Origin of the sequence: Paraclostridium sp. MRS3W1 (assembly GCF_032465715.1) — a bacterium.
GTDB lineage: Bacteria > Bacillota > Clostridia > Peptostreptococcales > Peptostreptococcaceae > Paraclostridium > Paraclostridium dentum.
In genome coordinates this window covers 1-21926 of the sequence record NZ_JAWDJM010000080.1, presented here as the reverse complement: position 1 = coordinate 21926, position 21926 = coordinate 1, and the positions used below count along the sequence as shown (strand labels likewise).

The following is a 21926-nucleotide window of genomic DNA, read 5'->3' as shown; positions in this document are numbered from 1 at the left end:
TACAAGTAATTAAAATAAAAAAAGGACATAGAATATATTAAGGGGGTTATGAGTATGATAGAAGTTCCTACTGATTTACAGGTAAATCAACCTACAGTCACTGTTTTGGGGAATACATTTGTAAGTATAGAAAATTACAAATCCATATTAGAATACGATGTAAATTTAATTAAAATAAAAACAAAGTTAAATACTATAAAAATATGTGGTGAAAAGTTATATTTAAAGCATATTACTGATACGGAGATAGGAATAAAAGGAATTATATATAGTGTAGAATACACTACATAGGGGGGAGTTACGTTTGATAAGTTATATTAGAGGTTACTATGTAGTAACTATAGAGGGGATAAATACAGAAAAATTTTTAAATACATTAATAAGAAATAAAGTTAATGTTTATGATGTAAAACGAATTTCAAACACTAAAATTGAGCTTAAGGTTGATAGGAAAAGTATTAGAGCGTTCAAAAGTATTTATAGAGGAAGTAAGTTTGAGGTTAAAATAAAACAAAAAACAGGATTGCCTTTTTTGGCTAGGCGTATATATAGATATAAAGGAATGTGGATATGCGCTATGCTTTCTTTGGTTTTATTAATGAGTACATCGTTATTTGTAACAGATGTATATATAAAAGCTCCAGAGGGAATTGATAAAGTGCTTGTAAGGAAGGAGCTTGAAAAAGCGGGTGTAAGACCTGGTGTGTACAAAAAGGGCATAGATAGAAAAGAAGTAAGAGACCAAATTATGGGAGAGTTTGGTGATATTGCTTATGTATCTATAAATGTAAAAGGAACTAATATATTTGTTACAATAACAAAGAAAGATGAATCATTACAAGAGAAAAAAGAAACTAATTATTGTAATATAATTGCTAAGAAAAATGGTATAATAGAGAAGGTAATACCAAGAAGTGGTAAACAAGTAGCTAATGTAGGTGATATAGTAAGAAAAGGGGACGTCTTAGTATCGGGATCGAATACTAAATCTCTACCAGAAGTATGGGCAACTACATTTTATGAATCAAAACAAAGTACAAATTACATAGACAAGGTTAAAACTAGAACTGGCAATAAAAAAACAGTATATACATTTAGCTTCTATGATAAAAAATATACATTAAGAAGAAATATAGACTTTAAAAATTACGAAATCGAAAATAAAGAACATGTTTTAACTATTGGGGACTATACTTTTCCTTTAAAAATAAAGTCTAGTATTTTCCATGAAGTAAATGTAAAAGAAGTTGAGAAAAATAAAGAAGAAGTAAAAGAAGATTTAAAACAAAAGGCTCTTAAAGAACTTGAATACACTATTCCTGTTGATTCAAGATATAAAGATGTTAAGCATCAATATAAAGTTAAAAAAGACAAATTAGAGTACATAGTAACTGTTACAACTTTAGAAAATATAGCTAAGGTACACTCTTTAAGCAAATCGGAAGCTGAAGAATTAATTAGACAAGAAAGTAAGCCTAAAGAAGGTGAAGAAGAAGTACCTTCAAATCCAGATAAAAGACCTATTAATGATATAAGAAATGAATTTAAGGATATAAATAAAGATAAAGATGCAAAAGATAAAGAGGAAGTTCAAACAAGGGATAACTAAGGAGGATAAACATTGATAGTACAAAAGAGTTTTGAAATAACAGATGATAAATTTGAAAGAGAACTATTTGGAAACTTTGACGAAAATATAAAAATAATAGAGAAGAGTTTAAATGTAGATGTACTGTTAAGAGAAGGCAATATAGTTTTAATAGGTCAAAATAAAAATGTAGAAAAAGCTATAGAATTTATAAATGAATTATATAAAAATTTTAAAATAGGTAAAACTTTAGATAAACAGAGTATTACTTATGCTATAGAATTATTAAATGAAGGAAATAAAGAGCAAATAGAAGAATTAGAAGATACTATAGCCGTAACTAAAAAAGGTAGAGAAGTTAAACCAAAAACAATAGGACAAAAACATTATATAAATCTTATTAGAAACAATGATATAACACTTGGAGTTGGGCCAGCAGGGACAGGTAAAACATATCTTGCAGTAGCTATGGCAGTTAGAGCTTTTAAAAAAGAGGAAATAAGCAGAATTATATTAACTAGACCAGCTGTTGAGGCAGGCGAGAGCTTAGGTTTTTTACCAGGAGATATGAAAGATAAAGTAGACCCTTATTTACGACCTCTTTACGATGCATTATTTGATATGTTAGGCGATGAAAAATGTGCTAAATATATTGAAAGAGGTATAATAGAAGTGGCTCCGTTAGCTTTTATGAGAGGAAGAACTCTAGATAATGCATTTATAATTTTAGATGAAGCTCAAAATACAACTCCAGAGCAAATGAAGATGTTTTTAACTAGATTAGGTTTTGGATCAAAAGCTGTAGTTACGGGAGACTTAACACAAATAGATTTACCAAATAAATATAAAAGTGGATTAATTCAAGCTATGGATGTTTTAAAAGATGTAGATGGAGTTGGTATAAATAAATTTACAGAAAAAGATGTCGTTAGACATGAATTAGTACAAAGAATAATTAAAGCTTATGAAAAATTTGATGAAGAACAAGAGTTAAATAAATTTAATGATGATAGAAACAAAAGAAATAGGAGATAAATTATGGAAATTATATTAGACAATAGACAAGATAAGATAAAAGTAAGTGAAGACCTTTTAGGAAAAATCAATGATATAATCGTTGAGACATTATACTATGAAGGTTATGATGACAATTATGAAGTAAGTTTATCTTTTGTTGACAATGAAGAAATACATGAATTAAATAGAGAATATAGAGGGGTAGATAGAGCTACAGATGTTTTATCTTTTCCACTTTTAACAGATGAGTTTGATGTTGAAATAGAAGAAGAATCTTTAGGAGATATTGTTATATCTCTAGAAAGAGCTTTAGAACAAAGTGAAGAATATGATCATAGTTTTGAAAGAGAAGTATGTTTTTTAGTATGTCATAGTATGTTCCACTTATTAGGTTATGATCATGATACTGAAGAGAATACAAAGGATATGAGAAAACGAGAAGAGGATGTACTAAACAAGCTTAATATAACAAGGGAGTAAACTTATGGGTAAAAAGAAAGGTAAACAAGGGATAATAAATGCCTTTAATGCAGCTATTGCTGGGATTTTGTATACTTTCAAGCATGAAAGAAATATGAAAATACACTACTTTGTTGCAGCATTAGTTCTTACAATTAGTTTGTTTTGTGAATTTAATAAATTCGAAATGATGCTATTATTATTTACAATAAGCTTAGTTGTAATATCAGAAATGTTTAATACAGCTATAGAAAAAACTGTAGACATGATAACAGATACATATCACCCATTAGCTAAAATAGCAAAAGATGTTGCTGCTGGAGGAGTACTAATAGCAAGTTTAAATGCTTGTATAATTGGTTATTTACTATTTTATGATAAACTAGAAACTGTAGGAGCATCTGTATTTTTTACAATAAGAAAATCACCAATTCATGTTACTCTTATATGTATAGTTTTAGTTTTAATAGCAGTAGTAGTAGTGAAATCATTAACATCTACAGGAACTCCGCTACAAGGAGGAATGCCAAGTGGTCACTCGGCGCTTGCTTTTGCACTTGCTACACTTGTAACATTTATGACAGAAAGAGTGGTAGCATCGACACTTGCTTATTTAATGGCAGTTTTAGTTGCACAAAGTAGAATAGAAGGTAAAATACATACTTTTTGGGAAACTGTAGCGGGGGCATTACTTGGAGTTTTGGTAGCTATGTTAGTTTTGCAAATAGCTCAATATTAAAAGGTGGGAAAAATATTCCCGCTTTTTTTGCTTAAGAAAATATAAATATACTTTTTTCTTTTTTTCTATTTTGGTATAATGTAATGTACTACTTAAAATAAAAAGTATAGGTGGTCTTTGATGGAGGTTAATATAATGGATAATAGAGAATTATTAGAAATAGCAGAAAAAGCAAGAGAGCACTCTTATTCACCATATTCAAATTTTAAAGTTGGTGCAGCACTTTTAACTAAGAGTGGTAAAGTTTTTACAGGTTGTAATGTAGAATGTGCATCTTTTGGAGGGACAAATTGCGCGGAAAGAACTGCGCTATTTAAAGCTATCTCTGAAGGGTATAAAGATATAGAGGCAATAGCTGTAGCTAGTACTAATTCAGAAAAAAATGAACCTACATATCCGTGTGCTATATGTAGACAGGTAATAATTGAGTTTGGGCCACATATAAGAATAATAACTGGATACTCAAAAGGAGATATACAGGAACAAACTATCGCAGAATTAGTTCCACATTATTTCTCAGGTAGTGACTTCAAATAAATTAAAACAACAAAAGACAAATTGAAAAGAGGAATTAATATGTTTAAATCAGGATTTGTTAGTATAGTAGGAAGACCAAATGTTGGGAAATCTACTCTTATGAATAGCGTAGTTGGAGAAAAAATAGCTATAATGAGTGATAAACCACAAACAACAAGAAACACTATACAAGCAGTTTACACAGACAAAGAATGTCAAATGGTATTTTTAGATACACCAGGTATTCATAAGCCTAAAAATAAATTAGGAGAATTTATGGTAAAATCAGCTACAGATGCATTCAAAAATGTCGATGTAGTATTATATGTAGTTGATGAGTCAAAAAAAATTGGACCAGGAGACAGAATGATAATCGAAAATTTAAGAGGAATAAAAACTCCTAAAATTTTGGTTCTAAACAAAATTGACATGTTAAGTGAAGAAGAATTATTCGACTTAATAAAAATGTACGATGCGGAAAATATGTTTGATGAGATTGTTCCAATATCAGCACTAAAAGGTAAGAATACTGATAGATTACTAAAAGTAATAGAAAGATACTTAGAGGAAGGACCTCAATATTTCCCAGAGTATATGATAACAGATCAACCTGAAAGAGTTTTAGTATCTGAACTTATAAGAGAAAAAGTTCTACACTATGTACATGATGAGATACCTCATGGGGTTGCTGTAGAAATAGAAAGAATGAAAAAAAGACCAGATAAAGATATAATAGATATATCTGCTGTTATATACTGTGAAAGAGATTCACACAAAGGTATAATAATAGGTAAAAATGGTAGAAAGTTAAAAGGAATAGGAAAATCAGCAAGAGAAGAGATTGAATTATTACTAGGATCTCAAATTAACCTTCAAGTTTGGGTTAAAGTTAAAGAAAATTGGAGAAACCTACAAAGTTTTATAAATAACTTTGGGTATACTGATAAATAATAAAGGTGGGTTTTATGGATAGGAAAGATGAACATTCCAAGCTGTTGTTAAATCAAGTTGAGGATTTAATAGACAACAATAAAATTTTAGAATTAAGAGAATTAATGGAAGAATATCATAACAGGGATATTTTTGACATACTAGAAAACTTAGACGAAGACAAACAAATAAAGCTTTTTGAAATATTACCTATAGATATGGCAGCTTCCATACTTGATGAAACTGATTCAGAATTTTTTAGGCATATACTTTCTAAGTTAAACATAGAGCATAAAGCTAATATTTTAGAAATGATGTCTTTAGATGACATGGCAGATATCTTAGGCGAGTTAGAAGAAAATGAGAGGGAAGAAATTATAAACCTTCTAAACCAAGAGGATGCCGAAGATGTAAAAGAACTTCTTATATATGAAGAAGAATCTGCTGGAGGGATAATGACAACTGGCTACATATCTATAAATAAAGATATGACAGCAAAAGAGGCCATAGATTATATGAGAGAGAATGCTATAGATGCAGAAACAATCTATTATATGTATGTGGTTGATAATTTTGATAAGTTAGTTGGAGTATTATCATTAAGAGAGCTTATAATATCAAGAGATGATAGCATAATAGAAGATTTGATGAGTGAAAATATAATTTCTGTATATGTAGATGAAGATCGAGAAGAAGCTGTTAAACTTGTATCTAAATACGATTTAATAGCTATCCCTGTAATAGATAGAAATCGCATTTTAAAAGGAATTATAACAGTAGATGATGTAATAGATGTAATTGAAGAAGAAGCTAGTGAAGATATGTATAAATTCGCTGGTACATCAGAACAAGAAAGAGATACTATCGAACAAACTAATGTAGATCCAAAAGATAAGGTATTGTCGTCTTTTAAAGCTAGAATACCTTGGCTTATAGTAACTTTAGTTGGTGGTTTTATAGCTACATTGATATTATCGAGTTTTGATTATGTAATAGATTCAAAGTATTTTCCTTTGATATACTTTGTTCCGGTTGTTACAGGTATGGCTGGAAATATAGGGACTCAAGCATCAGCACTTACTGTAATGGCACTGTCTAATAAAAAGTTAGATTTTAAAAATGTATTATTAGAAGGAATGGTAGGTGTATTTACAGGAATTATATGTAGTTTAATTATAGGAATAGCTACGTATATTTTTGTAAAGGACATAAATATAGTTTTAATAGTATCTGTATCATTGCTTATAAATATGATAATAGGAGCGATGATTGGGTCATTTATACCTATGATGTTTAAAAAAATGGATGTAGATCCGTCAATTGTTTCTGCTCCATTAATAGCTACATCCCTTGATATAATTGGGATGGTTATCTATTTTTTAATAACAACAATTACATTGTCAAAAATTGTCTAACAACTTAATGCATTTTTTTCCCCTTTCTTACTAAAAATATAGTATAAGCGTAAGAAGGGGGTTTTTAAAAATGAACAATCTGTGTTGGGAAGTTTTTAAAAAAACAGGAAGTATAGAAGCCTATCTATACTTAAAAAATAGCATAAATACAAACAATGGCGAAGTTAATATGAATAGGGAGATAGAAAACGACCATGATAATTGTGAACACCCAGGGGATAGTACTAAGATCAGCAAGATATAAAGAAAATGATTTGATTTTAACAATATTTACACGAAAACTTGGGAAGATATCAGCTATAGCAAAAGGCGCAAAACGAAATAAAAGCTCGTTACTATCGTCTTCCCAGGTTTTCTCCTACTCTAACTTTACTTTAAAAAAACAAGGTAACATGTATAGAGTGAGTCAAAGTGAGACCATTAAAAACTTTTATGATATTGCATATGATATAGAAGCCTTTTCCTATGCTACATATATAACAAGTTTAGTAGATGGATCTATATATGAAAATCAAACTAATAACAGGCTTTTTGTTTTACTAGCACAAACTCTTTATCTATATACTCAAAATGAGGTTGATAAAGAATACATAACTAGAGCATTTGAACTAAAGTTTTTAGACTATACAGGCTTTAAACCAATAGTAAATAGATGTGTCAACTGTAATACTACAAATCTTAAAAGTAGTGTATTTAATGTTGATGAAGGTGGAATACTATGTGAAAAGTGTAAAGAAAACCATGTGTATAATTTTAAAATTAATAGTACTACTATAAAATTAATGGATTATATTTTTAGAAATGATATATTAACTTGTAGTAAAGCTAAGGTATCAAAATACTTAGTAAATGAACTAACAAAAATTTTAAAAGTATACGTTCAGGTTTACGTTGACAATGCAAACACAAAATCATTACACTTATTACAAGGAATAGAAAATAATAAAGGAGCTGATATTGATGATTGATATAACATTAGAAAAGATAGATCAAGTATTAGAGAGAGTTCCAAGTGCAAGTTATGCAGAAGCTAAAGAAGCATTAGTGATTAGCGATGGAAATGTATTAGATGCAATAATATATTTAGAGCAAAACAAAAAAACTACAAAAGTAAAAAATAAGGCAAAAGAAAAAATGGAAACTGCTTTAGGAAAAGATGCAGAAGAAATAAAAAATCAATTAAAAGAAATGCTAAAAAGAAGTAACGTTATAAGAGTAATAGTTGAAAAAGACAATAAAATTATAATGAATATTCCTTTAACAGTTGGAGTTGTTGGGTTAGCACTAGGACCTTTAGTTACATTAGTGGGACTTTCAGCAGCTGTAATAGGCAAATTTAATATAAAAGTTCAAAATGAAGAAGACAAAACAGTTGTTGATTTAGGAGAACTAAATGAAGAGACATTAAATATGCTAAAAAATATGTTAACAAGCACTGCAAAAGAAGTTACTGATGTAGTTAAACACAATAAAAAAGATGACAAAGATATAACTGAAGAATTAATAAAAGAGGATGACGATATAACTAAATACTAAAAAAGTGTTGACAAAACTAATATTTAAGCATATTGACAAATACTCTATACTTTGATATTCTAAAAGTTAGAAAATAACCATTTAATGGCCTTTCGTGTAGACGAAAGGCTTTGTTTTTAATACAGGAGGTATTCGTATGAATTTTCAAAATATGATACTAACATTACAAGATTATTGGGCTAAGCAAGGATGTATAATGATGCAACCTTATGACGTAGAAAAAGGTGCAGGAACAATGAACCCAAATACATTCTTAAGATCTTTAGGACCAGAACCTTGGAAAGTATGTTATGTAGAACCATCTAGAAGACCGGCAGATGGAAGATACGGTGAGAACCCAAATAGATTATATCAACATCACCAATTCCAAGTTATCTTAAAACCATCTCCAGATAATATACAAGAGTTATACTTAGGAAGTTTAGAGGCTATAGGAATAGATACAAAAGCACACGATATAAGATTTGTTGAAGATAACTGGGAAGCAACTGCTGTTGGAGCATGGGGTCTTGGTTGGGAAGTTTGGTTAGACGGTATGGAAATAACACAGTTTACTTACTTCCAACAAGTTGGTGGAATCGAGTGTGAGCTTGAAACAGGAGAAATTACATATGGTTTAGAAAGACTAGCTATGTACCTTCAAGAAGTTGAAAGTGTATATGATTTAAAATGGAATGATGAAATAACATATGGAGAAGTATTCAATAGAGCTGAATATGAAAACTCTGTATACGCATTTGAAGAGTGTGATGCAGATATGTTATTTAACTTATTTGATGTATATGAAAAAGAAGCATTAAGACTTATGGAAAAAGGATTAATAACTCCAGCATATGATTATGTGTTAAAATGTTCGCACACATTCAATACTTTAGATGCAAGAGGAGCTATAGGTGTAAGTCAAAGAGCTTCATTTATAAGTAGAGTTAGAAATATGGCAAGAACAGTAGCTAAGGCTTATGTAGAGTTAAGAAAAGAAATGGGATATCCACTTTTAAAGGAAGGTGACAAATAATGAAAAATTACCTTTTATTTGAAATAGGTGTTGAGGAATTACCTGCAAGATATGTAAATTCAGCAATGGACCAATTAAAAACTAACATAGTTAAATCTTTTAATGAAAATAGAATAACTTTTGATGAAGTTAATATATATTCTACACCAAGAAGATTAACTGTTATAGTTAATAATATATGTGAAAAACAATCAGATTTAGAAGAAGAAGTAAAAGGACCAGCTAAGAGAATAGCGGTTGATGCTGAAGGCAACTATACTAAACCTCTTTTAGGATTTATGAAGAGCAAAGGTATAAAAGAAGAAGACTTATACTTTAAACAAGTTGGAAAAGAAGAATATGCTTTCGGTAAAATAAAGCAAGATGGACAATTAACTAGTGAAGTTTTAAAAAGCATACTTCCTGAAGCTATAAAATCTATGACGTTCCCTAAGGCTATGCGTTGGGGTGGAAAGAACATGAGATTTATAAGACCAATAAGATGGATGGTTTGTATATTAAATGATTCTGTACTTGATATAGAGTTAGAAGGAATAGTATCATCTAATACTACTAAAGGACATAGATTCTTAGGAGAAAGTGAATTTGAAGTAAATACTTTAAATGAATACTTAACTAAATTAGAAGAGAACTTTGTAATATTAAATCAAGACGAAAGAAAAGAATTAATAAAGAAACAATGTGACGATGTTGCAAAATCTTTAGGTGGAGAAATAGAGTTTGATGAAGAATTACTTGAAGAAGTAACTCATTTAGTAGAGTATCCAACTGCATTCTATGGAGAATTTGATGAAGATTATGCTAAACTTCCAAAAGAAGTTGTAATAACACCAATGAAACAACATCAAAGATATTTCCCTGTTTTAAAGGATGGAAAATTACTTCCAAACTTTATAGCTGTTAGAAATGGAGATAGCCATAGAATTGATAACGTTAAAAAAGGTAATGAAAAAGTATTAGAAGCTAGACTTGCAGATGCATTATTCTTCTATAAAGAAGATACTAAGAAGTCTTTAGAAAGCTACATAGAAAAATTAAAAACTGTTGTGTTCCAAGCTAAACTTGGTACAGTTTATGATAAATCTTTAAGAATAGAAAAATTAGCTAATGATATATTAGAAAAATTAAATGAAACAGATATAAAAGAAGATACACTTCGTGCAGCTAAATTATGCAAGGCAGACTTAGTTACAGGTATGGTATTTGAATTTACTGAACTTCAAGGTGTAATGGGAAGAGAATATGCAAAAGTAAGTGGTGAAAATGAAAATGTAGCAGAAGCTATATTTGAGCATTATTTACCTAGATTTGCAGGAGATATACTTCCGGCTACTAAATCTGGAATAGTTTTATCTATAGCAGATAAATTAGATTCTATAGCAGGATTCTTCGCTATAGGAATACAACCAACAGGATCACAAGATCCATATGCTTTAAGAAGACAAGCATTAGGTATAATAAATATATTAATGGATAACAACTTAGATATAAGTTTAAGAGAACTTGTATCACTAACTCTTGATAATTATTCATTTATAGAGTTTGATAAAGATGAAGTTCTAAATCAAATAATGGAATTCTTCAAAGATAGAATAAAGAATTTATTTAGAGATTTAGGGATAAGATATGATGTTATAGACGCTATATTAAGTTCTAATATAGATGATATAGCTGATATGTATGCTAGAGCTAAGGCTTTAAACTCTTGGATAGATAAAGGTGAGTTAGTTGAAATGTTAACAGCATTCAACAGAGTTGCTACTTTAGCAGAAAAAGCTGAAACTAATGAAGTTAATATAAACTTAATGAGAGAAGAAGCAGAATTTAATTTATATCAACAATTCCAAGAAATAAGTTCAAATGTTGAGCACTTATTAGCTAATAAAGAATATACAAAAGCTCTTGATGCATTCGCATCGTTAAGACCAGCAATAGATAATATGTTTGACTCAGTAATGATAATGGACAAGGACGAGGCTATAAAGAACAACAGATTAGCCATATTAAAACAAATATATGACATAATGTTAAATATTTGTGACCTATCAAAGATAGTGTACAAATAGTCTGTTAAAATAACCGAGGGAATTTTTCCTCGGTTATTTAAATCTTTAATAAAAGTAGATTATAGGGTAAATTTCGCCTAAAGTGGGATAAAAAAGGACCCTATGGTTAAAACTGTAATTAAATAAATACAGAAATTAAATATATAAATTTAATTTCTGTATTTACAACATAATATAAAATATATATAATATACTATATAAGATAAAAACGGATAAACAGTGTATCACAATAAAGAGGAGTGTGATTATTATTCAACTTAATAATAGACAACTAAAGATAATCGATATCGTTAAAGAAAGTGAACCTATAACAAGTGAATGCATAGCAGCCAAACTTAATGTGACTAGAGCTACATTAAGGTCTGATTTAGCTATACTTACTATGACTGGAGTATTAGATGCTAGACCTAAGGTTGGGTATTTTTATTCAGGAATAGATAAAGTTAACTTACTAGGAGATAAAATAAAAAACAAAACTGTAGCGGACATAATGAGTATGCCTATAATGGTAACACAAGACACAAGTGTATATGATACTATAGTAAACATATTCTTATCAGATGTTGGAAGTGTATTCATAATAGATGATGAAAAAGAACTATGTGGAATAGTATCAAGAAAAGATTTATTAAAAGCAACTATAGGTGGGGGAGACATAAATAAGATACCTGTAGGTATGATAATGACAAGAACACCTAATGTTGTAACTGTTACAAGTGAAGATACTGTTGTACTAGCAGCAAAGAGAATAATAGAACACGAAGTAGATTCAATACCTGTTGTAGAAGAAATAAAAAGGGATAATACAATAATAAATAAGGTTGTTGGTAGAATTTCTAAAACTAACATAACAAAACTATTTTTAGAGATAGCGGATAATTAAAGGAGGAGTATATGGATAATTTAGTCATATATGTAATATCAGACTCAGTAGGGGAAACAGCTCAGCAAGTTACTAAAGCTGCAATATCTCAATTTCAATTAAAGGATGACTATGAAATAAGAAGATTTCCATATGTTGTAGAAGTTAATTTTTTAGAAGAAATATTAAAAAGTGCTAAAGAAGAAAATGCAATAGTTATATATACATTAGTTGAAAATGAACTTTTAACATTTACTGAAGATTACTGTAGCAAGGAAAATTTAAGTTGTGTAGACTTAATGACTCCAATATTAAAGCAAATTGCTAGTAAAATAGGAGTTAAGCCAAGAAGAGAACCAGGAATTATAAGAAAGTTAGATGAAAGTTACTTCAAAAGAGTAGAAGCTATAGAATTTGCGGTTAAATATGATGATGGAAAAGATCCTAGAGGCATATTACAAGCTGATATAATATTACTTGGAATATCAAGAACATCTAAGACACCACTAAGTATGTACTTAGCAAATAAGAATATAAAGGTAGCTAATGTTCCTTTAGTTCCAGAAATACCAATACCTAAGGAAGTATTTGAAATAAATCAAAAGAAAATAATAGGTCTTACTAATACGCCTGAAAAATTAAATCAAATAAGACAAGAAAGATTAAAAGCTTTAGGATTATCAAGTAATGCTAATTACGCTAAATTTGATAGAATACTTCAAGAGTTAGATTACTCTGATAAAATAATGAAAAAAGTTGGATGCCCAGTTATAGATGTATCTAGCAAAGCAATAGAAGAAACAGCTGGAATCATAATGGATGTAATGAAAGAAAATGGATTGAAAGTATTTAGAGATAACGATAAATAGGATTTTAGTGCACATCGGAATCACTTTCGGTGTGTAGTATAAATCTTATTTATTAAGATTTTTAAGGAATGGGTTAGGTGACAAAAAAACGTTTAACCGAGTACTTTGAAAATAATAACTAAGAAATTTAGTTATTACTTTAATAATAAATTTTAGGATAACAAATTAATCATGTTTGAATACAATGTACAGTATATCTGTATAAAAAACATACTAGGAGGAGTTTTAGATGAGTAAGTTTGTTTATAGTTTTGCTGAGGGGTCAAAGGAAATGAAGAGTCTTTTAGGTGGTAAGGGTGCTAACTTAGCCGAGATGACTAAGATAGGCTTACCAGTGCCTCCAGGTTTTACAATATCAACAGAGGCTTGTAATGACTATTACGTAAATAATGAAAGTATAAGAGAAGATATAGTTTTACAGATAGAAGAAAAATTAGTAGAGTTAGAGAAATCTTTAAATAAAAAATTAGGATGTAATGAAAATCCATTATTATTATCTGTTCGTTCTGGTGCAGTTTTCTCAATGCCAGGTATGATGGATACTATATTAAACTTAGGTCTTAATGATACTTCAGTTAAGGCAATAGCTAAGAATACTAACAATGAAAGATTTGCATATGACAGTTATAGAAGATTTATACAAATGTTTTCAGATGTTGCAATGGGAGTTCCAAAGTATAAATTTGAAAATGCTTTAGATAAAATAAAAGAGGAAAAAGGATACAAATTTGATACAGATCTTACAAGTGAAGATTTAAAAGTATTAGTTGAAGAATACAAGAAGATATACAAAAAAGAATTAAGACAAATATTCCCAGAAGATCCAAAAGAGCAATTAATGTTAGCTATAAAAGCAGTATTTAAATCATGGAACAATCCAAGAGCAAATATTTACCGTAAGTTAAATGATATTCCTCATAACTTAGGAACTGCAGTTAATATACAATCAATGGTATTTGGAAACATGGGAGAGACTAGTGGAACAGGAGTTGCATTTACAAGAAACCCATCTACTGGAGAAAATAAATTATTTGGAGAATACTTAATAAATGCACAAGGCGAAGATGTTGTTGCAGGAATTAGAACTCCAAAAGACATAGATACATTAAAAGAAGCTATGCCAGCTATATATGATGAATTTGTAAAAATAACTAATATACTTGAAAATCATTATAAAGATATGCAAGATATAGAGTTTACTATAGAAAATGAAAAATTATATATACTTCAAACTAGAAATGGAAAAAGAACTGCAAAAGCAGCTATAAATATTGCAGTTGAATTAGTTGAAGAAAAAATAATAGATGAAAAAGAAGCTATAATGAGAATTGAACCTAATCAATTAGATCAATTACTACATCCAAACTTTGAAGAGAAATCTTTAAAAAATGCTAAGCTTATAGCTAAAGGATTACCAGCTTCTCCAGGAGCTAGTTGCGGTAAAGTATACTTTAATGCAAATGATGTTGTAAAGGCAGCTGAAAAAGGAGAAGAAGTTATACTTGTAAGATTAGAGACATCACCAGAAGATATAGAGGGTATGGTTGTAGCACAAGGAATACTTACAGCTAGAGGTGGTATGACATCTCATGCGGCAGTTGTAGCTAGAGGTATGGGTAAATGTTGCGTTGCAGGATGTGGAGAAATAAAAGTAGATGAATACTATAAAGAAATAACTGTAGATGGATTAGTTATAAAAGAAGGAGATTATATATCTCTAGATGGATCAACAGGATGTGTTTATTTAGGAGAAATAGAAAAGACAGATGTTGCTCTTACAGGAAACTTTGAAGTACTTATGAACTGGGTTGATAAGTATAAAACATTACAAGTAAGAACTAATGCAGATACTCCAAGAGATGCAAGTGTTGCTATAAACTTTGGAGCAGAAGGAATAGGATTATGTAGAACTGAGCATATGTTCTTTGATGAAGATAGAATACCAGCTGTTAGAGAAATGATTTTATCAAGAACATTAGATCAAAGATTAGTTGCTCTTGAAAAATTATTACCTATGCAAAGAGAAGACTTTACTGAAATATTCAAAGTTATGGATGGAAGACATGTTAATATAAGATTACTAGATCCACCACTACATGAGTTCTTACCTCATGATGATGAAGCTATAGAAGCTTTAGCAAAAACTATGGGACTTGAAGTTAAAGAAATAAGAAAGAGAATAGTAGATTTACAAGAACTAAATCCAATGCTTGGACACAGAGGTTGTAGATTAGCAATAACTTATCCTGAAATAGCTATGATGCAAGCAAAAGCTATAATACAAGGAGCTATAGAGGCTAAAAATAGTGGAGTAGAAGTTAATCCAGAAATAATGATACCTTTAGTAGGAGAAGTTAAGGAATTAAAAACTATAAAAGAAAATGTAGTTTCTGTAATAAATGAAGAACTTGATAAGTCAGGAGTTAAAGTAGAATATACAGTTGGAACTATGATAGAGGTTCCAAGAGCATGTTTAACTGCAGATGAAATAGCAACTGAAGCTGATTTCTTTAGCTTTGGAACAAATGACTTAACTCAAATGACATTTGGATATTCAAGAGATGATGCAAATAAGTTCTTAGGTGACTATATAAATAGTGAAATACTTGAAAAAGATCCATTCCAAGTATTAGACCAAAATGGAGTTGGTAAACTAGTTCAAATGGCAGCTAAATTAGGTAGAGGGGTTAAGCCAAACCTTAAATTAGGTATATGTGGAGAGCATGGAGGAGAACCATCTTCTATAGAGTTCTGCTACAAAACAGGATTAAATTATGTATCTTGTTCACCATATAGAGTACCTATTGCTAGACTTGCAGCAGCGCAAGCAGCTATAAAAAATAATAAATAGTAAATTAAAGGAATTGGGATATCCCAATTCCTTTGTTATTTTACATAAATTATGTTAACCTAAATATTTTTTATTTAAGTAATATTCATTTTTACATTCTCTTAATGTTGTTTACCAATAGTTAACATATCTCTAATTTGGATTTAACATAGTTACTTTATTATAAAAATGTAAAGAAAATTCAAATAAAGGAATAAACGACAATAAAGTCGGAAAAATAATAAAGTAATTATAAAAATTATAACTTTGTGGAGGTTACCTATGTTTAAAAAGAAAATTGGAGTTTTACTAATGAGTACTATAATGGTAGGAACGTTAGCTGTAGGATGTGGATCGAAGGATTCTGGTGGTGGAAGTAAAGTATCTGTATCAGGATCAACTTCAGTAGGACCACTTATGGAAAAAGAAGCAGAAGCTTACAAATCAGTAGACTCTAAAGTATCTATAGAAATAAATCAATTAGGATCATCAGCAGGGATAAAAGATGCAATAAATGGCGTAGCAGAAATAGGGATGTCATCTAGAGATTTAAAAGGTGAAGAAAAACAAGCAGGACTTAAAGAAGACAAGATAGCGGTAGACGGAATCGGGATAATAACTCACAAAAACAATGAAGTTAAGTCTCTTACAATGGACCAATTAAAAGGAATATATACTGGAAAAATAACTAACTGGAAAGAACTTGGAGGAAAAGATGCTCCTATAGTTGTTGTTTCAAGAGAAGATGGATCAGGAACTAGAGATGCATTTCAAGAAATAGTTGGATTTGAATCTACTCATTTAACAAAAGAAGCTCAAATAAGTGATGGAAACGGAAATATAAAATCAACAGTAGCTGGAAATGAAAATGCGATAGGATATACTTCATTTAGTTATTTAGATGACAGCATACATACACTTCAATTAGATGGAGTAGATGCTACAGCAGCAAATGCTAAGAGTGGAAAATATAAATTATCAAGACCATTCTTATTAGTATACAAAGAAGATAAATTAAGTGAGAATGGTAAGAAGTTTATGGACTATATAACTAGTGAAGATGGACAAAAAGTAGTAGAAGAAGAAGGTTTAATAACACTTAAATAATATAAAAAACTCTTTCTAAAAAATTTAGAAAGAGTTTTTTATTTGAATCTATAACATAAACAAGCTTATTACCATACTATATATTATTAACTTTTTATTTTTATAGGAGGGATAATAATGATCAAGTGTCCAAGATGTGGTAAGGAAGTATCAAATAGACCAGGTACAGTTTGCCCAAGATGTGGTCTTGATGTAGGTAAAGTAACTGAGAAAGTAAGATGTCCTGAGGCTAGTTGTAGAGCTTTAGTTTCTAAAAAATTAGAATATTGTCCAAAGTGTGGATGTAAGTTAAAAGGGTATAATTTAAATGAAATATTAAAAATAGCAAAAATGAGATTTAGTAATAATTTTCCAGATGAGGAATAAGAGCTTTTTAAAAGCTCTTTTTTTGTTTAAAATAGTATATATAAATAATATTTACGGAGGTAATATATTGCAAATAAACCAACTAAGATATTTTATAGAAGTAGCTAGAACGGGATCTATGAACCAAGCTGCAAGCAACTTATTCATATCTCAACCTAATTTAAGTAAAGCAATAGTAAATTTAGAGGAAGAATTTAAAATAAAAGTATTTGATAGAACTAATAGAGGTGTAAAACTAACAAAAGAAGGCAAAGATTTTTTGACTTATGCAACTTATATAATAAATCAAATTGATAATTTAGAAAAAATATACTCTGACTTGTCTCAAGAAAATGGGTTTAAGTTAGAAGTTTCGAGTATGAAGTTGTATACTTTAGGAATTGTATTGAGCGAGGTTTATAAAAAAGTTAATAATAAAAAAATTAAAATTTCACTGAAAGAAACTCATAAAGAAAAGATAATAGAAGATGTATCAACAATGAAGTCTGAAATAGGTATAATAGCACTTTCTAATATGCAAGAGAGGGTATTTAAAGGCGTTTTAGAAAATAGAGACTTGGAATTTAACCCAATATGTAAAGACAAAATATATATTTACATAGGTAAGAACAATCCTTTATATGATAATGATGTTATAAAGCCAGAGGAGTTAAATGAATTTATATGTGTACACTTAGTAGAAGAGCCTATAAACGCGCTTACATATAGTGTAGAGCTAGATTTATTAGGTTTTTCTCATAAGGATAGAGCAATATATCTAAATGACAAAGAGACTATAACACAGTTTGTTTTAGAAACTAATGCTTATGTAATAGCATCGGGGTTTAATAAAATAGAAAAGGTTAGTGGTATAAGGGCTATACCGCTTGAAGATGATAGTGTTTATTTTACAGTTGGATGGATTAAGAGAAGAAAAGAAGAACTCTCAGATGAAGCAAAGTTATTCTTAGAAATACTTTTAGAAAATATGAGAAATATGTAGTTGTTATAAGTTTTAGTTATAACGAGTAATAGTATATATATATTAACGATAAATCTCTAGATTTGATAGTATATTAATATAGCTTTATCAAAGGAGGAGATTTATAAAATGGATACAGTTATAGATAAATCGAAGATAATGGAAGATGATAATATAGGTAGACTCATATGGAAATTTGCTATACCAGGAATTATAGCCAGCTTAATAAGTGCAATATATAATATAGTAGATACAGCATTTATAGGTATGTTAAATGACACGTTAGCAATGGCTGCGGTATCAGTTATATTTCCTTTATTTATATTAATTAATGCAGTGGGGCAATTAATAGGAGTAGGAGCTTCATCTTATATAGCAAGACTTCTAGGGGCTAAGAATAAAGACGGTGCAGATGATGTAGCATCAACTGCTATAATATCATCAGTAATCGTAGGAATTATATTTACTATTTTAATATTGATATTTCTAGAGCCGATTTTAAGATTATTAGGAGCAACAGACAGTGTAATGCCATATGCAATGGATTATGCAAAACCTATTGCAATAGGAGCTAGTTTACCAATAATGATGCCAACACTTGCAAACATTATAAGGTCAGAGGGAAATACAAAACTTAGTGCAGTAGCGGTGGCATTAGGGGCTATAATAAATATAGTTTTAGACCCAATACTAATGTTTACATTTAATATGGGAGTAGTGGGAGCGTCTTTAGCTACAGTAATAGGGCAACTTGCATCAGTAGTTTTGTTATTATCATATTATATAACAAATAAAAGTTATCTAAAGTTAAGTATAAAAAACTTTAAATTTTCAAAGAGCATATATGGAGAAATTATCTCTGTTGGAACTGCGACTTTTTTAATTCAAGCTTTAATAAGTATATCTATGGGACTTTTAAATATAGCATCAAAACCATATGGAAATGAGTTAATAGCATCATTTGGAATAGCTTTAAAACTATCTTCATTAGTTATGTTTGTTGTTATAGGATACAATCAAGGGTTCCAACCTATTGCAAGTTATAATTATGGAGCAGGAAATTATGAAAAATTAAGAAAAGCAATAAACATATCTATTAAGAGAACAACTATATTTTCAACATTAGCAACTATAGTTTTAATGATATTTGCACCAACTGCTATTAATTTATTTAGTAATGACCCAGCAGTTATCGAGGTAGGTGCTAAAACATTAAGATATACACTTTTACTATACCCACTATTAGGATTTACACAATTATATGCAGTGTTATATCAATCGTTAGGTATGCCAAAAGAAGCTTTAATTGTAGGAACAGCTAGACAAGGTATATTTTTCTTACCAGCAATTATAATATTACCAAAATTAATTGGTGTTGATGGGGTATTACTTACTCAGGCAGTAGCAGATTTGTTTACGGTAATATTAACTGCATTTTATGCTCACAAGACAAATAAAGACTTAAAAAACATGGTAGCAGGGAAAATAAGTGAAAATACATGTTTATCTAATTAAACTTTAAATAATAAGAAACAAATGACGTAATTTTATATTACCTCATTTGTTTTTTTGTGCTTTAAATTATATTGAATATAAGTTATGTAAAAATATGGTAATATATATATGGGTTAATTGAAAAGATATATAAGATAGGGGAGATTTTATTGTATAGAATAGTTATTTGTGAAGATGATGAGTCACAAAGAAGTAATTTATATAATTCGATATTTAATATATTCGATGAAATTTCGAATAAGGTTGAGATATTTGAATTTAAATCAGGAGAAGAACTTTTAAGCTCTGGAATTGAAGATATAGATATATTTTTTCTAGATATACAAATGGATGAAATAACAGGTATGGATGTTGCAAAAAAAATTAGAGAAAAAAATAGTGTTTCAGAAATAATTTTTATAACTTCACTGATTGAGTATGTACAAGAGGGGTATAAGGTAAGAGCATACAGATACTTATTAAAGCCTATAGAACATGAAGATTTAAAAGAAAATATTTTAAGTTGCATATCAGATATTATAAACAAAAGAGATAACTTTATGATTGTAGAGGAAAATGGAAGCAAGCATAAAGTATCTATTAAAAATATTACATATATAGAAATTATAAAAAAAGATATAACAATTCACACCTTAGATAGAGATTACAATATTAAGAATAGGATTAAAAATTTAGAAAAAGAACTATTAGTACATAATTTTTTTAGATGTCATAAGAGTTATTTAATAAATATGGAGCATGTTGATTTTATAGGAAAAGATAATGTTATGATAAAAAATGAAGAGATACCTGTTAGCAAATACAGAATGAGCAATTTAAAAACTAAATTAACAAACATGTTGGGGTCAGTAATATGTTAGAGAGTAATTTTATCTACATATTAATTATATTAATATCTTCTGCTATAGAATTAACAACTTTAAGTGTATTATTAAATGAATTTGTAGAGTTAAAAAGTAATAAAAAAAATATAATAAACAGCTTAATTATTTGTAGTATATTAACTTCTATATGTGAAGTTATTGCAATGATTATAATATTGAAATCTAATTGGACAATTGAAGAGGCAAGTTTTTGGATGGTAGTAGTTAAATTTGCTAAATCAATAGTATCTACAACGTTAATAAGTATATTTATAAAAATTAACTATAAAATAGAGATTAAAAAAATAGTTCTTATAAGTATAAGTTATATATTATTTTTAGGGTTACTCAATGAAATCATATATGCCTTTTTATCTTTATTATGTAATAGGTTAATAGATATGGAATATGGATGGTATTACACATTAAGATATGAAAAATTAATTTTCTTAGAAGTAAATATAATAACGAAATTATTACTTATATACATTGTAACGATAATTAAAACTGTAAAGTTAAAAGTTAACTTAAATAATAAACAATACAAATATATATTTTTCTCAATAATATTAAATCTACTTAGTGCTATATTAATATTTGCAACTATATATAAAACAACACAATCAGTAACAGATTTTGCTTTAGATTTTGTTATTGCATTAATTTCAAGTAGCATACTTATTTTAAATATATTTTTTATGTGGTTAATAATAAGAGTTTCAAAAGACAGTAACTTAAGGGCAGAAAATAAATGCATAAAAGAAAATATACAATTACAGCATCAGTATTATTTGAATATGCAAGAATCTCAAATGAAAGTTAAAAAATTATATCATGATATGAAAAATCATATGATATGTATAGAAAATCTATATGGTAAAAATGAATATGTAGAAAGTATAAATAGACAACTTAAAGAGTGTAATTCTATATTTAATACAAATAATATGATTTTAGATATTATATTAAATGATAAAAAACGTATTTGTGAAAGTAAAGGAATAGATCTGATAGCTAATATAAACTTTAAAGAATGTAATTTTATAGACTCAGCAGATGTATGTAGTATATTTTCAAATATGATAGATAATGCCATAGAAGCTTGCGAAAATATAGAAGATAACAGTATTTCAAAGAAAATTAACATAAAAGGAACTATAGTTAAAAGCTTATATATTATAAAATGTGAAAATCCAAAAAATAATATAATTAAATTAAAAAGTGGTAAGATTTTAACTAATAAAAAAGATAAGTTTTTACATGGTATAGGGA

Annotated in this window: 22 protein-coding genes; all 22 read left to right on the top strand. The window is 28.7% G+C overall.

Annotated elements, in window-relative coordinates; all coding sequences use genetic code 11:
* Positions 1 to 54 precede the first annotated feature (54 nt).
* On the top strand, positions 55 to 291 hold the full coding sequence (locus RWY47_RS05960; protein ID WP_021429932.1) for a YabP/YqfC family sporulation protein: 237 nt from the start codon (positions 55 to 57) through the stop codon (positions 289 to 291).
* A 13-nt stretch (positions 292 to 304) separates the two neighbouring features.
* Positions 305 to 1609, top strand: coding sequence for a sporulation protein YqfD (gene yqfD / locus RWY47_RS05955; protein WP_085282607.1), 1305 nt, complete (start codon positions 305 to 307; stop codon positions 1607 to 1609).
* A 12-nt stretch (positions 1610 to 1621) separates the two neighbouring features.
* Positions 1622 to 2623, top strand: a complete 1002-nt coding sequence (locus tag RWY47_RS05950; RefSeq protein WP_021429958.1) for a PhoH family protein — start codon at positions 1622 to 1624, stop codon at positions 2621 to 2623.
* Between the two features lie 3 nt (positions 2624 to 2626).
* Positions 2627 to 3085: an rRNA maturation RNase YbeY gene (gene ybeY, locus RWY47_RS05945; RefSeq protein WP_021429834.1), complete on the top strand. Its 459-nt coding sequence runs from the start codon at positions 2627 to 2629 to the stop codon at positions 3083 to 3085.
* Positions 3086 to 3089: 4 nt separating this feature from the next.
* Entirely contained in the window at positions 3090 to 3803 is a 714-nt protein-coding gene (locus RWY47_RS05940; protein WP_021429952.1) for a diacylglycerol kinase, read from the top strand.
* A 135-nt stretch (positions 3804 to 3938) separates the two neighbouring features.
* Entirely contained in the window at positions 3939 to 4340 is a 402-nt protein-coding gene (cdd, locus tag RWY47_RS05935) for a cytidine deaminase (RefSeq protein WP_021429957.1), read from the top strand.
* Positions 4341 to 4379: 39 nt separating this feature from the next.
* Positions 4380 to 5270: a GTPase Era gene (gene era / locus RWY47_RS05930; protein WP_150842187.1), complete on the top strand. Its 891-nt coding sequence runs from the start codon at positions 4380 to 4382 to the stop codon at positions 5268 to 5270.
* A gap of 14 nt (positions 5271 to 5284) precedes the next feature.
* Positions 5285 to 6664, top strand: a complete 1380-nt coding sequence (gene mgtE / locus RWY47_RS05925) for a magnesium transporter (protein ID WP_021429954.1) — start codon at positions 5285 to 5287, stop codon at positions 6662 to 6664.
* 70 nt (positions 6665 to 6734) lie between these two features.
* A complete protein-coding gene (locus RWY47_RS05920; protein WP_021429941.1) occupies positions 6735 to 6908 on the top strand; it encodes a YqzL family protein in 174 nt (57 codons plus the stop codon).
* Positions 6859 to 7632, top strand: a complete 774-nt coding sequence (gene recO / locus RWY47_RS05915; protein WP_224170472.1) for a DNA repair protein RecO — start codon at positions 6859 to 6861, stop codon at positions 7630 to 7632. Before RWY47_RS05920 ends, recO begins: the two co-directional genes overlap by 50 nt.
* Complete coding sequence (locus tag RWY47_RS05910; RefSeq protein WP_035114488.1) at positions 7625 to 8200, top strand: DUF4342 domain-containing protein; 576 nt, start codon at positions 7625 to 7627, stop codon at positions 8198 to 8200. The genes recO and RWY47_RS05910 overlap by 8 nt, the downstream gene beginning before the upstream one ends.
* Before the next feature lie 136 nt (positions 8201 to 8336).
* Positions 8337 to 9215 (top strand): glycine--tRNA ligase subunit alpha, encoded by an 879-nt coding sequence (gene glyQ, locus RWY47_RS05905; protein ID WP_021429889.1) that lies wholly within the window; start codon positions 8337 to 8339, stop codon positions 9213 to 9215.
* On the top strand, positions 9215 to 11281 hold the full coding sequence (glyS, locus tag RWY47_RS05900; RefSeq protein ID WP_085282601.1) for a glycine--tRNA ligase subunit beta: 2067 nt from the start codon (positions 9215 to 9217) through the stop codon (positions 11279 to 11281). Before glyQ ends, glyS begins: the two co-directional genes overlap by 1 nt.
* 241 nt (positions 11282 to 11522) lie before the next feature.
* The gene (locus RWY47_RS05895; protein WP_025161637.1) at positions 11523 to 12164 is read left to right on the top strand and encodes a helix-turn-helix transcriptional regulator; all 642 of its coding nucleotides are present in this window, start codon (positions 11523 to 11525) and stop codon (positions 12162 to 12164) included.
* A gap of 11 nt (positions 12165 to 12175) precedes the next feature.
* A complete protein-coding gene (locus RWY47_RS05890; RefSeq protein WP_021429804.1) occupies positions 12176 to 13012 on the top strand; it encodes a pyruvate, water dikinase regulatory protein in 837 nt (278 codons plus the stop codon).
* Between the two features lie 229 nt (positions 13013 to 13241).
* Positions 13242 to 15863 carry a pyruvate, phosphate dikinase gene (ppdK, locus tag RWY47_RS05885; RefSeq protein WP_021429886.1) on the top strand — a complete coding sequence of 874 codons (2622 nt, stop codon included), beginning with the start codon at positions 13242 to 13244 and terminating at the stop codon, positions 15861 to 15863.
* A 261-nt stretch (positions 15864 to 16124) separates the two neighbouring features.
* The gene (locus RWY47_RS05880; protein WP_168932171.1) at positions 16125 to 16949 is read left to right on the top strand and encodes a phosphate ABC transporter substrate-binding protein; all 825 of its coding nucleotides are present in this window, start codon (positions 16125 to 16127) and stop codon (positions 16947 to 16949) included.
* A 117-nt stretch (positions 16950 to 17066) separates the two neighbouring features.
* The gene (locus RWY47_RS05875) at positions 17067 to 17315 is read left to right on the top strand and encodes a zinc ribbon domain-containing protein (protein WP_021429910.1); all 249 of its coding nucleotides are present in this window, start codon (positions 17067 to 17069) and stop codon (positions 17313 to 17315) included.
* Between the two features lie 67 nt (positions 17316 to 17382).
* Positions 17383 to 18297, top strand: a complete 915-nt coding sequence (locus RWY47_RS05870; protein WP_168932170.1) for a LysR family transcriptional regulator — start codon at positions 17383 to 17385, stop codon at positions 18295 to 18297.
* A gap of 108 nt (positions 18298 to 18405) precedes the next feature.
* Positions 18406 to 19791, top strand: coding sequence for an MATE family efflux transporter (locus tag RWY47_RS05865; protein ID WP_224170473.1), 1386 nt, complete (start codon positions 18406 to 18408; stop codon positions 19789 to 19791).
* A gap of 149 nt (positions 19792 to 19940) precedes the next feature.
* Positions 19941 to 20651: a LytR/AlgR family response regulator transcription factor gene (locus RWY47_RS05860; RefSeq protein ID WP_142730458.1), complete on the top strand. Its 711-nt coding sequence runs from the start codon at positions 19941 to 19943 to the stop codon at positions 20649 to 20651.
* Positions 20645 to 21926, top strand: a 1282-nt coding sequence (locus RWY47_RS05855; RefSeq protein ID WP_316030270.1) for a GHKL domain-containing protein, incomplete at its 3' end; no start/stop codon positions are given. The genes RWY47_RS05860 and RWY47_RS05855, both read left to right, overlap by 7 nt.